Here is a 13,291-nt window from a genome sequence, read left to right on the forward strand (position 1 = left end):
TCGCTCGTCATCTGTCCAGGGGCCTCGCTTCTATCGATTCCTTCGCCGGTCGCGCCGGTTGAGTACCGGCGCGACGGTCGGCAGGTCTACCCCGTGGTCGATGTTTCCCGGAGGACGACTCGAACGAGCAGGCGAGCGGCGCGTCATGCGTAAACCATCCACAGGCCTCCAGCGCCCATGCGCCATTGATCAACGCAGTCACGGCGGAGGGGGCCCGAGATGTCTTCAGCCGATCGTCAAGAGCACCTTCCCGGCCAAGACCGCATGTTTCAGGTCAACTTCGCCGTCAACTTCATTGGCTGCCGATATTGCTTAAGCGGAGTCGCTTAAATAAGCCTGTGGCTGCCGAAGAATTCGATCAGCGCAGCTCACGGCTCCGTCAATTTGCAAGAGGGTCGCCGTGGAGCTACAAAAGTATTATCTTTGGCATGCTCAAAAATAGAAAAACTGTGCCCAATTTCGACGTTTGCCCTGGTCAGAGGCCAGACCCATGCTCGTTGCCATGGAACACGTCGCAATCAGTGGCGCCCTGGCCGTCTTCGGCTTCCTGGGCCTCTTGATCACCCTCATCGCCGCCCTTCTGCGTCAACTCCCCGAGCTGTTCTCAGCCTGGCGCGAGGCCCGTGGAGCTCTGCGGAACACCGCACGAGATGGTGGGACCGATGATCGTCAGCCGTCGTAAGCGGTCGGGCCGGCCGGGCCCCTCCTGATCGGGCCGTATCGACTGTGGACGAGAGTTTGGTGCGCCTCATCGCGGTGCCGGCCATCCCTACGGGTAGCCAGTCGGTGCTCCCCGCGGCGTGATCAATGTCCGGGGTGCGGTGTCTGGCGGTGGTGCAGGCCTCATTGTTTTAAGACGCTCACCTGTGACGACGCCTCAAGATCCCGTCCACGCCTCGTCCACGGACCCCGACATACGGCCGCTCCGGGCGGCACCTGGCTGCACATACGCGAAGACCCCGGCCTCAGCGTTTCCGCTGGTGACGGGGTCTTTGGGCACCTCATACAGGGTGCCCCCGGCAGGATTCGAACCTGCGCACACGGCTCCGGAGGCCGTTGCTCTATCCCCTGAGCTACGGGGGCGTGTCGGGCGCGGTGTTCGCGGCGACGGGTAGAACCCTACCAGCTCTTTCGTGGGGGACTGGCATGGGTTTATGTGGGGGCGGGGCGGTGTTGGGGGGTGGGGGAGTGGAGGCGTCCGCGGGGGGCGTCCTTGGGGTGGTCTGGACCCCCGGACGGGGGTGGAAGTGGGGAAAACCCGGACGGCGCGGTGGGCGCGGACCTACTCTCGAGTTGTGCCAGGCGCGTCCGGTCGGGTGCTTGTTGTGGACGACAACAAGGTCATCCGGCAGCTGATCAGGGTCAACCTCGAGCTGGAGGGCATCGAGGTCGTGACCGCGGCCGATGGTGCCGAATGCCTGGACGTCGTGCATCACGTGCGGCCCGATGTCGTGACCCTGGATGTGGTCATGCCTCGGCTCGACGGGTTGCGTACCGCCGCCCGGTTGCGTGCCGATCCCCGGACCCGGAATCTTCCCCTCGCCATCGTCAGCGCCTGTACGCAGTACGAGGTCGAGAGCGGGCTCGACGTCGGCGTCGACGCCTTTCTTGCCAAGCCCTTTGAGCCCGCCGAACTCGTGCGACTGGTACGGGAGTTGATGGAGCGGCGGGGGAGTGGGGCCGGTGGGGGCGGTGTCTTTGGCGAGGAAGCGTTCGGTCCGGATGAGCTTGGCGCCGAGGAGGTCGGGGCCGAGGAGGCCCAGCGCGCCGGTCATTGAGCGGGTGCCGCGCCGCTGAGTGGTGATGAGGGGGCGGCGGTGGTTGGCGGTGGTCGGCCCTGCGGGCACCTGCCCATCCGTGTCGGTGATCGGTGATCGGTGATCGGTGATCGATGACCGGTGCTGCGTGAGATCCGTGAGAGTGGTGGGTTTTCCGTCGGCCGTCGTGCGGCCGTCGTGCGGCTCCGGCTCCGCTTCGCCTACGTCCCCGTACTCCGTCCATGTCACCACTCTTACTCCGTCCACCTCGTCGAGCGTCGGCCGTGTCCTCCCTCGCTCGCCGTCCGTCAGTGAATGCGCCCTCGCCCTCCCTGCCCCGTCCACATCCCGGAACCTGGCAAAACCGACTCGCCTACCCACCCCCCTCCTCCCCTACGCTTGTCCCGTGACCCCCGTCGAGCTCTCCCGCACCGTGCTGCGCGCGGTGCGTCGTGCCGTGGACGAGGGGGAGCTGAGCGTGGTCGTGCCGGCGCGGGTGGTGGTGACGCCGCCGGGGCCGGGTGGGTGTGGGGACTACGCCACGAACATCGCGTTGCAGTTGGCGCGGCCCGCCGGGCGGCCGGCACGGCAGGTCGCGGAGATCCTGCGGCCCCACCTCACCCGCAGCGAAGGTGTCGCCGAGGTCGCGATCACCGGGCCGGGGTTCCTCAACATTCGGCTGGGGGGTGGCGCGGGCGCCTCGCTCGTACGGGAGATCCGGCGTCGGCGTGACGCCTATGGGCACGGCGACATTCTCGCCGGGCAGATCGTCCCGCTCCGGATCCCGTACGACATCCGGGCCGAAGTCGTCGCCGACACGCTCGTACGGATCGTGGCCACCCAGGGCGGCCGTGCGGAGGTGCACCACATCCATCCCTGGCGCGCCGAGCCCGCGGGCACTGAGCCCTCGCACGTAGCGCCCGCAGGCACTGAGCCCTCGCACGTAGCGCCCGCAGGCACTGAGCCCTCGCACGTAGCGCCCGCAGGCACTGAGCCCTCCCGCACCGAGCCCCCACGCACCAAGCCGCCGCAGGCCGATCCCCCGAACGACCAGCACCCCCATCCCCATCGCCCGCACCCCCAGACCACACCCCTGCGCCCCACCCCCGCCCCCGAAGACCCCACCCCCCTCGGCCCCGACGCCGCACGCTGGGCCCTGCTGCACCCCGCGTGCCACGACCGGCCGCGGATCAGTGCCGATCACCTGCTTCAGCGGGAGGGCAACCCCCTCTTCCGGGTCCGGTACGCCCACGCCCGCACCCGGGCCCTCACCCGTAACGCCGCCGCGCTCGGCTGCACCGGCGACCCCGGTGACGTACCCGAAGACGTACCCGGCGGCGACGAGCTCGTCGGAGCGCTCGCCGGGTATCCGGCCGTGCTGACGCAGGCGGCCCTGCACCGCGCGCCCGACCGGCTCGCCCGGCACCTCGTCACCACCGCCGACGCCCTCCTCGCCTTCCAGCACACCGTGCTGCCGCTCGGCGACGAGAAACCCTCGGCCGCCCACCGCGCCCGGCTCGCGCTCGCCGAAGCCGCCGGGACGGTGCTGGCCGGCGGCCTGTCCCTGCTCGGCATCAGCGCCCCTGACTATCTGTGACCGTCTGTGAGAGAAAAATGAGCCGTTCCGCACACCCCGCCGGGCCCCGCCACGCCGATGTCCTCCCCGAGGGCCACTACAGCGCCCCGCCCGCCGACCTCAACGCCCTCGACCCCAAGGTCTGGGCGCACACCGTCAGCCGAACGGACGATGGCGTCGTCAGCGTCGGCGGGATGGAAGTCACCAGGCTCGCCCAGGAGTTCGGCACTCCGGCCTACTTCATCGACGAGGCCGACTTCCGCGAGCGCGCCCGTGCCTGGCGGACCGCGTTCGGGCACGACGCCGACGTCTTCTACGCCGGGAAGGCCTTCCTCTCGCGCGCCGTCGTGCGGTGGCTGCACGAGGAGGGGCTCAACCTCGACGTGTGCTCCGGCGGTGAGCTCGCCACCGCCCTCTCCGCCGGGATGCCCGCCGACCGCATCGCCTTCCACGGCAACAACAAGTCCGAGGAAGAGATCACCGCCGCCATCGAGGCCGGGGTCGGGCGGATCGTTCTCGACTCCTTCCAGGAGATCGTCCGCGTCGCCCACATCGCGCAGTCCCTCGGCAAGCGGCAGCGGGTGCAGATCCGCGTGACCGTGGGGGTCGAGGCGCACACCCACGAGTTCATCGCCACCGCCCACGAGGACCAGAAGTTCGGGATCGCGCTGGCCGACGGCCAGGCCGCGGAGGCGGTGCGGCGGGCGCTCGCGCTCGACGGGCTCGAGCTCGTGGGGATCCACTCGCACATCGGTTCGCAGATCTTCGACATGGCCGGGTTCGAGGTCGCCGCCCGGCGGGTGGTGTCGCTGCTGGCCGCCGTTCGTGACGAGCACGGGGTCGAGCTGCCCGAGATCGACCTCGGCGGTGGTCTCGGCATCGCCTACACGAGTGACGACGATCCCCGCGAGCCGTACGAGATCGCGAAGGCGCTGGGCGAGATCGTCACGCGGGAGTGCGAGGCCGCGAAGCTGCGGACGCCTCGGATCTCGGTCGAGCCGGGGCGGGCCATCGTCGGGCCCACCGCCTTCACGCTCTACGAGGTCGGCACCATCAAGCCGCTCGACGGGCTGCGGACGTACGTCTCCGTCGACGGGGGTATGTCCGACAACATCCGGACCGCGCTGTACGACGCCGAGTACAGCGTCGCCCTCGTCTCGCGTACCTCCGACGCCGAGCCCATGCTCGTCCGCGTCGTCGGCAAGCACTGCGAGAGTGGCGACATCGTGGTCAAGGACGCCTTCCTGCCCTCCGACCTGGCCCCCGGCGATCTCATCGCCGTACCCGCCACGGGTGCCTACTGCCGGTCCATGGCCAGCAACTACAACCACGCCCTGCGCCCGCCGGTCGTCGCCGTGCACGACGGCGAGGCCCGGGTGATCGTCCGCCGGGAGACGGAGGAGGACCTCCTGCGTCTCGACGTCGGGTGAACGGTCGGTCGAAGGCCGGAACGACCGGCCGATTCGACCAGCCAGGGTCGTTGCGACCTCGATCGGAATGACCGTCGGAATGACCGGCTGATCGAGGTCGGAATCGACGGTCGGCGCAGGTGGAAGATCTCCTGCCGCCGCCTGTCGGAATAATGAAATAGATGTCTCACGATCCGGACCAGGGATAGAAACTCCCGTCCGGTGAGTGAGACTGGTCCAACCGTAGACGGTATGAGGAAACGAGGTCGGATGATGCGTACGCGTCCGCTGAAGGTGGCGCTGCTGGGCTGTGGGGTTGTCGGCTCAGAGGTGGCGCGCATCATGACGACGCACGCCGACGACCTCGCGGCCAGGATCGGGGCCCCCGTCGAGCTGGCGGGCGTGGCCGTCCGCCGGCCCTCCAAGGTGCGCGAGGGCATCGATCCCGAGCTCGTCACCACCGACGCCACCGCCCTCGTCAAACGCGGGGACATCGACGTCGTCGTCGAGGTCATCGGCGGTATCGAGCCCGCCCGCTCCCTCATCACCACCGCCTTCGAGCACGGCGCCTCCGTCGTCTCCGCCAACAAGGCGCTCCTCGCCCAGGACGGGGCAGCCCTGCACGCGGCGGCGGAGGCGAACAACCGGGACCTCTACTACGAGGCCGCCGTCGCCGGCGCCATCCCGCTGATCCGGCCGCTGCGCGAGTCCCTCGCCGGTGACAAGATCAACCGCGTGATGGGGATCGTCAACGGGACGACGAACTTCATCCTCGACAAGATGGACTCCACCGGGGCCGGCTATCAGGAAGCCCTCGACGAGGCCACCGCGCTCGGATACGCCGAAGCCGACCCGACCGCCGACGTCGAGGCCTTCGACGCGGCCGCCAAGGCCGCCATCCTCGCCGGAATCGCCTTCCACACGCGTGTGCGCCTCGACGACGTGTACCGCGAGGGCATGACCGAGGTCACCGCCGCCGACTTCGCCTCGGCGAAGGAGATGGGCTGCACCATCAAGCTGCTCGCCATCTGTGAGCGGGCGGCGGACGGGGGATCGGTGACGGCGCGCGTGCATCCGGCGATGATTCCGCTGAGCCACCCCCTCGCCTCCGTGCGCGGCGCGTACAACGCGGTGTTCGTCGAGTCGGATGCCGCCGGGCAGCTCATGTTCTACGGGCCGGGCGCCGGCGGCGCCCCGACCGCGTCCGCCGTGCTCGGTGACCTCGTCGCCGTCTGCCGCAACAAGCTCAGCGGCGCGACCGGGCCCGGCGACTCCGCGTACACCCAGCTGCCCGTCTCGCCCATGGGCGAGGTCGTGACGCGCTACCACATCAGCCTCGACGTGGCGGACAAACCTGGTGTTCTCGCCCAGGTGGCCACCGTTTTCGCCGAGCACGGCGTATCGATCGATACGGTGCGCCAGCAGGGCAAGGACGGCGAGGCCTCTCTCGTCGTGGTCACCCATCGAGCGTCCGACGCGTCCCTGAACGGGACCGTCGAGGCGCTGCGCAGCCTCGACACCGTGCGGGGTGTCGCCAGCATCATGCGGGTTGAAGGAGAGTAACCAGCAATGACCCACCAGTGGCGCGGAATCATCGAGGAGTACCGGGACCGGCTTCCGGTGTCCGACAGCACGCCGGTCGTGACACTCCGTGAGGGCGGTACGCCGCTCGTGCCCGCGCAGGTGCTCTCCGAGCGCACGGGCTGCGAGGTCCACCTGAAGGTGGAGGGCGCCAACCCGACCGGGTCCTTCAAGGACCGCGGTATGACCATGGCCATCACGCGGGCCAAGGAGGAGGGCGCGAAGGCTGTCATCTGCGCCTCCACCGGCAATACGTCCGCCTCCGCCGCCGCGTACGCCGTGCGTGCGGGCATGGTGTGTGCCGTGCTCGTCCCGCAGGGCAAGATCGCCATCGGCAAGATGGGCCAGGCCCTCGTGCACGGCGCGAAGATCCTCCAGGTCGACGGCAACTTCGACGACTGCCTGACGCTCGCGCGCTCGCTGTCCGACAACTACCCGGTGGCGCTGGTCAATTCGGTCAACCCGGTGCGCATCGAGGGCCAGAAGACCGCCGCCTTCGAGATCGTGGACATGCTCGGCGACGCGCCCGACATCCACGTCCTGCCGGTGGGCAACGCGGGCAACATCACCGCGTACTGGAAGGGCTACACGGAGTACGCCGCCGACGGCATCGCCGGGCACACCCCGCGCATGTGGGGATTCCAGGCCTCCGGTTCCGCGCCCATCGTGCGCGGCGAGGTCGTCAAGGACCCGTCGACGATCGCCACGGCGATCCGCATCGGCAACCCGGCCTCGTGGAAGTTCGCGCTGGCCGCGCGGGACGAGTCCGGTGGCTTCATCGACGAGGTGACGGACCGTGAGATCCTGCGCGCCTACCGGCTGTTGGCCGCGCAGGAGGGCGTTTTCGTCGAGCCCGCGTCCGCCGCGTCGGTCGCCGGTCTGCTGAAGGCCGCCGAGCAGGGCAAGGTCGACCCCGGCCAGCGGATCGTCTGCACGGTCACTGGAAACGGGCTCAAGGATCCGGACTGGGCCGTCGCGGGCGCCCCGCAGCCGGTTACCGTTCCTGTGGACGCGGCCGCGGCGGCGGAGCGGCTCGGACTGGCGTAAGGCAGAAAAGCCGTAGGGCAAAGGGGCTCGGACCGGCGGACGGCGGGGTGGGCAGAGTGGCGTAAAGCCGCCTGGCGCACATCCGCCAAAAGCCGTCGGGGCCTGTCAGAGGCCATCGGCGGCGGGCGGAATTCGCCAGAAGTTGGCGAAATCCGGCCGCCGCCAAGGTCACCCCTACCGCAACCCGACAGGGGGTGCACGGGGGGCTTACGACACGCATCGTGCGCCTCCTGTGCGCCCTATGTCGCCACAGAACCTTCCTTCGATAGGCTGTACCGAACCCGCCCGCCGCATATGCCGCGGTGCCGCGTCGTCAGTGCAGTCAGGGCAGTCACTGCGGTCTCCGGGTCTTCCGTACGTATCGCAGTCCCTCTCGCAGTTCATCCGAGTTCATCCGAAACACGCAGTTCCTCTCGCAGCACATCGAAAATCTCGTACATCACGCAGCTCAAGGAGAGTCATCGAGCGATGGCCGGTCCAGCGTTCCGCGCCGCCGCCGTCCGGGTGCGCGTCCCCGCCACCAGCGCCAACCTCGGGCCGGGCTTCGACGCCTTCGGCCTGTCACTGGGGCTGTACGACGACGTGGTCGTCCGGGTGGCCGACTCCGGGCTGCACATCGACATCGCAGGTGAGGGCAGCGAGACGCTGCCCCGCGACGAGAATCACCTCCTCGTACGCTCCCTGCGCACCGCCTTCGATCTGCTGGGCGGACAACCGCGCGGCCTCGAGATCGTCTGCGCCAATCGCATTCCGCACGGGCGGGGCCTCGGCTCCTCTTCGGCTGCCATCTGCGCCGGAATCGTCGCCGCGCGCGCCGTGACCATAGGCGGCGACAGCAAACTCGACGACACCGCGCTTCTTGAGCTCGCCACCGAGATCGAGGGCCATCCCGACAATGTCGCGGCCTGTCTGCTCGGCGGATTCACGCTCTCCTGGATGGAGGCCGGAGCCGCACGGGCGATCAGGATGGACCCTGCCGATTCCATCGTTCCGGTGGTTTTCGTTCCCGGAAAGCCGGTCCTCACCGAGACCGCGCGCGGTCTGCTGCCGCGCACCGTTCCGCACGTCGACGCCGCCGCCAACGCGGGCCGGGCCGCACTGCTCGTCGAGGCCCTCAGCCGGCGCCCCGAGCTGCTGCTGCCCGCCACCGAGGACCGGCTGCACCAGGAGTACCGCGCCCCGGCCATGCCGGAGAGCGCGGCGCTGGTGGAGCGGTTGCGGGCCGACGGCATCCCCGCGGTGATCTCCGGCGCGGGCCCCACCGTCCTCGCGCTGGCCGACAAGGAATCCGCCGACAAGGTCGCTCATCTCGCAGGTCAGGGATGGGCCGCCAATCGGCTGGACCTCGACGAGGCGGGGGCGTGCGTCCTGCCGCTCGCTCCGGCGGGCGTCCATTAAAAGCGCGCGGTTGCCGGATTTGGAGAGGGGGAATGTTTGTTGGATCCGGTAGTGTTAACCTCAAGTCTGCACCCGACCCCACCATGGCGAGGTGCTTCGTGTCCCCGTCCGGGACAACCATTCTTCCGGGAGCCTCCCAAACTGCTTTGTGCCATGCATTGGGTGCTATGCGCTGAGCAGTGCTGAGCACGCTCCGGAACCGGCGTGACCGTGCCGATGACACCGCAATTCAGTGCCACGGCTCCGGAATCGTCATCACCAGATATGCCTTCCGCCTCTTTGGCGGACCACCGCCCCGGCACGGTCCACACAGCAAGGACCAATGCCGGACAGCACAACCGGTCGCCGAGCCAGACAGGCCGACGTCCGCTCCAGGGAAGGACCCTTCGTGAGCGACACCACCGATCTGATGGGCGCACGTGTCGAGGAGACCGCTGCCGCGCCCGCCACGGACGCCTCTGCCGCGCCTGCCTCCGGTGCCGGCTCCCGGCGGCGCCGCGGTACCGGCCTCGAGGGCATGGTGCTGGCCGAGCTGCAGCAGGTCGCGTCCGGCCTCGGTATCAGGGGCACCGCGCGGATGCGCAAGAGCCAGCTGATCGAGGTCATCAAGGAGGCGCAGGCGGGCGGGGGTGCCCCGGCCAAGGCCGAGGCCGCCACCGAGACCAAGCCGAAGCGCCGGGCCACCTCCAAGGCCCGTACCGGCGACGACGCCGCTCCGGCCGCCGAGAAGAAGGCCGCCGAGAAGCCCGCGGCCGAGAAGGCCGTGGCCCAGCAGCAGATCGAGATCCCCGGCCAGCCGGCCAGCGACGACGCCCCCGCGGGCGAGCGCCGCCGTCGCCGTGCCGTGGCCGAGGCCGGCAGCCCCGAGACGGTCACCGCCGAGGCGAAGAGCGAGCCGAAGGCCGTTGCCGTCGAGGCCCCCGCCGAGACCAGGACCGACGCCGGTGACGGCGTCGACGGTCGGCAGGGCCGCCGGGACCGCCGTGACCGCGGCGAGCGTGGCGACCGCGAGCGTGGCGGCCGTGACCGTGACCGCCGCGGTGGCAAGGGTGACGAGCAGCAGCAGGGCCAGGGTCAGGGTCAGGGTCAGGGCCAGGGTGGCGCCGGTCAGCAGCGCCAGGACCGTCAGGACCGTCAGCAGCAGGGCGGCGGCCGTCAGGACCGCCAGGACCGCCAGCAGCGTGACAACGGCCCGCAGGACGACGACGACTTCGAGGGCGGCCGCCGCGGCCGTCGCGGGCGCTACCGCGACCGTCGGGGCCGTCGTGGCCGCGACGAGTTCGCCACCAACGAGCCGCAGCTCGCCGACGACGACGTCCTGATCCCCGTCGCGGGCATCCTGGACATCCTCGACAACTACGCGTTCATCCGTACGTCCGGCTACCTGCCGGGCCCGAACGACGTGTACGTCTCCCTCGCCCAGGTCCGCAAGAACGGTCTGCGCAAGGGTGACCACGTCACGGGTGCGGTCCGTCAGCCCAAGGACGGCGAGCGCCGCGAGAAGTTCAACGCGCTCGTTCGCCTGGACTCGACCAACGGCATGGCCCCCGACTCCGGGCGCGGGCGACCGGAGTTCAACAAGCTGACGCCCCTTTACCCGCAGGACCGCCTCCGTCTGGAGACGGACCCGGGCGTGCTGACGACGCGCATCATCGACCTCGTCGCGCCGATCGGCAAGGGCCAGCGTGGTCTGATCGTGGCCCCGCCGAAGACCGGCAAGACCATGATCATGCAGGCGATCGCCAACGCGATCACGCACAACAACCCCGAGTGCCACCTGATGGTCGTCCTGGTCGACGAGCGTCCGGAAGAGGTCACCGACATGCAGCGGTCGGTCAAGGGCGAGGTCATCTCCTCGACCTTCGACCGCCCGGCCGAGGACCACACCACGGTCGCCGAGCTCGCCATCGAGCGTGCCAAGCGCCTCGTGGAGCTGGGCCACGACGTCGTCGTCCTGCTCGACTCGATCACGCGTCTGGGCCGTGCGTACAACCTCGCCGCCCCGGCCTCCGGCCGCATCCTGTCCGGTGGTGTCGACTCGACGGCCCTCTACCCGCCGAAGCGCTTCTTCGGTGCCGCGCGCAACATCGAGGACGGCGGTTCGCTGACCATCCTCGCGACCGCGCTCGTCGACACCGGCTCGCGCATGGACGAGGTCATCTTCGAGGAGTTCAAGGGCACCGGCAACGCCGAGCTCAAGCTCGACCGGAAGCTCGCCGACAAGCGCATCTTCCCGGCGGTGGACGTCGACGCGTCCGGTACCCGTAAGGAAGAGATCCTGCTCGGCAGCGACGAGCTCGCCATCACCTGGAAGCTGCGTCGCGTGCTCCACGCGCTCGACCAGCAGCAGGCGATCGAGCTGCTGCTCGACAAGATGAAGCAGACGAAGTCGAACGCCGAGTTCCTGCTGCAGATTCAGAAGACGACGCCGATGCCGGGCAACGACTGACGACATCCGCACAGCTGAGGGCCGCTCCCCGTGACGGGGGCGGCCCTTTGTGCTGCCTGGGACACCTGTACGATCGCGCTCTCTTTCAACGTATGAGTCTCAGGGGGGACTTGAGTGGATACGTCCATGTCCGGGCGCGGTCGTCACAGACGCCGGATACGCATCGCCGTGCCTGTCGCGGCGGCGGCTCTGGCGGCGGCCGTCGGGGGTGCGCTCCTGATGTCGTCGGCGAACGCAGCCTCCACGCAGCCGGCTCCGCTCGCCAGGGCGACCGGCACCTCGCCGAGCCTGGCCACGCTGGAGAAGCGGATCGCCGGGGCCATCGCGAGTGACGGCACGGCCGGACAGCCGACGGCCAAGTCCTCCCCGAGCACGGGCACGAGCACGAGCGCCAGCACGGGTACGGGTACAGGTACGGGCAAGACCGCGACCACCGGTACGAGCACGGGCGCGAGCGCGAACACGAGCGGCGCCTCCGTCGACCCGAAGATCATCGGCGGCACGACGACCACCATCACCACCGCCCCGTGGATGGCCCAGCTCCTGTACTCCGACGACAAGGGCACCAGCAGCACCAGCGACGACGTCGGCTTCTTCTGCGCCGGCTCCGTCGTCTCGCCGACGAAGATCCTCACCGCCGCGCACTGCGTCAAGGGCTACGACTGGAAGGCCCACGGCGCCGTCGTGACCGGCACCTCTCAGCTTCCCTCGGGAGGCGGAACCGATCTGCACGGCGGCACCGCCAGCTTCGTATCGCGGCAGTGGAACCACCCCTCGTACAACGCGTCGACCATCAACAACGACATCGCGGTCCTCACGCTGGACGGGCCCGTCAAGGCCAAGCCGATCCGGATGACGACGTCGGGCGACACCGCCTCGTACGCCTCCGGCACCAAGGCGACGCTCTACGGCTGGGGCCGCACCTCCTCCGCCACCCAGGACATCTCCGAGACCCTGAAGACGGCCACGCTGCCCATCAAGTCCGACGCCACGTGCGGCGGCTACTACAAGACCGAGTTCATCAAGGGCCACATGGTCTGTGCGGGCAACCCCGCGACGGGCAGCGACACCGGCACCACCTCCGCCTGCAACGGCGACTCCGGCGGTCCGCTGATCGTCGGCGGCCGCATCGTGGGCGTCGTCTCCTGGGGCGTGGTGGACTGCGTCCAGAAGGGCGCGTACAGCGTCTTCACCAAGGTCAGCACGTACGTCGGTGCCACCTATCCGCGGATCGACGACACGAACCTGAGCGGTGACCACAAAGCCGACCTGTTCGTCCGCAACTCCGCCACCAAGACGCTGTACGAGAAGGACTCCAAGGGCACCTCGTTCGGAGCCCGGCAGTCCTGGGGCGGCTGGAGCGCGTCGAACGTCGTCCTGCAGGCAGACCTCGACCGGGACGGCTACCAGGACGTCGTCGAGCGCCGCACCTCCAACGGCGACATCCACTGGTGGCACTACCTGCCGTCCACGGGCAAGTGGGCCGACACCAAGCTCTTCAGCGACTGGAAGACCCGCACCCGCGTCGTCGCCCCGGGCGACGTCACCGGTGACGCCCTGCCCGACCTGCTCTCGGTCGACTCCGGCGGCGTCCTGTGGATCTACCCGGGCAAGGGCAACGGCACCTTCTCGGCCCGCGTCAAGGTGAGCTCCGGCTGGAACCAGTACAACTCCCTGCGCGCCCACGGCGACTTCACCGGCGACGGCAAGGCCGATCTGATCGCGCGCAGCAAGACCGGCTCGTACGTCTACCTGTTCAAGGGCACCGGCAAGGCGGGCTCCGGCGCGTTCTCCAGCCGGATCAAGGTGCGCACCTGGGCCGGCTACAACGCCTTCGACGCGGTGGGTGACGTGACCGGTGACGGCAAGGCCGACTTCCTGGCCCGTACGCCCGCGGGCACGCTCTACCTCTACCCCGGTACCGGCAAGGCGACCAGCGAGATCTTCGCCACAGCCATCAAGATCGGCACTGATTTCAAGCAGTACGACATCTTCGGCTGAAATCGCAGGTGAGCGGGGTTTATCCCCTGCCCGTCCATCACGCACTGTGCCCATCGCGCCACGCGGTGGGCGC

Annotated in this window: 9 protein-coding genes and 1 tRNA gene; 9 read left to right on the plus strand and 1 reads right to left on the minus strand. The window is 69.4% G+C overall.

What is annotated here, in order from left to right:
- Nucleotides 1-502 precede the first annotated feature (502 nt).
- Nucleotides 503-682, plus strand: coding sequence for a hypothetical protein (locus AQJ27_RS17280; RefSeq protein WP_235613529.1), 180 nt, complete (start codon nucleotides 503-505; stop codon nucleotides 680-682).
- 329 nt (nucleotides 683-1,011) lie between these two features.
- Here AQJ27_RS17280 and AQJ27_RS17285 read toward each other — a convergent pair.
- Nucleotides 1,012-1,083, minus strand: a tRNA-Arg gene (locus AQJ27_RS17285).
- Nucleotides 1,084-1,316: 233 nt separating this feature from the next.
- Between AQJ27_RS17285 and AQJ27_RS17290 the strand changes: the two genes are divergently transcribed.
- The 8 genes from AQJ27_RS17290 (at nucleotide 1,317) to AQJ27_RS17325 (ending at nucleotide 13,218) form a co-directional block, all read left to right on the plus strand.
- Entirely contained in the window at nucleotides 1,317-1,778 is a 462-nt protein-coding gene (locus AQJ27_RS17290; RefSeq protein ID WP_067368984.1) for a response regulator, read from the plus strand.
- Between the two features lie 385 nt (nucleotides 1,779-2,163).
- Complete coding sequence (gene nrtL / locus AQJ27_RS17295) at nucleotides 2,164-3,354, plus strand: ArgS-related anticodon-binding protein NrtL (protein ID WP_067368985.1); 1,191 nt, start codon at nucleotides 2,164-2,166, stop codon at nucleotides 3,352-3,354.
- 17 nt (nucleotides 3,355-3,371) lie between these two features.
- Entirely contained in the window at nucleotides 3,372-4,763 is a 1,392-nt protein-coding gene (gene lysA / locus AQJ27_RS17300; RefSeq protein WP_067368986.1) for a diaminopimelate decarboxylase, read from the plus strand.
- Between the two features lie 252 nt (nucleotides 4,764-5,015).
- Entirely contained in the window at nucleotides 5,016-6,305 is a 1,290-nt protein-coding gene (locus AQJ27_RS17305) for a homoserine dehydrogenase (RefSeq protein WP_067369365.1), read from the plus strand.
- Between the two features lie 6 nt (nucleotides 6,306-6,311).
- A complete protein-coding gene (gene thrC, locus AQJ27_RS17310) occupies nucleotides 6,312-7,370 on the plus strand; it encodes a threonine synthase (RefSeq protein WP_067368991.1) in 1,059 nt (352 codons plus the stop codon).
- Nucleotides 7,371-7,838: 468 nt separating this feature from the next.
- A complete protein-coding gene (thrB, locus tag AQJ27_RS17315; RefSeq protein WP_067368997.1) occupies nucleotides 7,839-8,768 on the plus strand; it encodes a homoserine kinase in 930 nt (309 codons plus the stop codon).
- 388 nt (nucleotides 8,769-9,156) lie between these two features.
- On the plus strand, nucleotides 9,157-11,217 hold the full coding sequence (gene rho / locus AQJ27_RS17320) for a transcription termination factor Rho (RefSeq protein WP_067369000.1): 2,061 nt from the start codon (nucleotides 9,157-9,159) through the stop codon (nucleotides 11,215-11,217).
- 126 nt (nucleotides 11,218-11,343) lie between these two features.
- A complete protein-coding gene (locus AQJ27_RS17325) occupies nucleotides 11,344-13,218 on the plus strand; it encodes a trypsin-like serine protease (protein ID WP_067369003.1) in 1,875 nt (624 codons plus the stop codon).
- Nucleotides 13,219-13,291 lie beyond the last annotated feature (73 nt).

The organism is Streptomyces olivochromogenes (assembly GCF_001514115.1).
In the GTDB taxonomy this organism is placed as follows: domain Bacteria; phylum Actinomycetota; class Actinomycetes; order Streptomycetales; family Streptomycetaceae; genus Streptomyces; species Streptomyces olivochromogenes.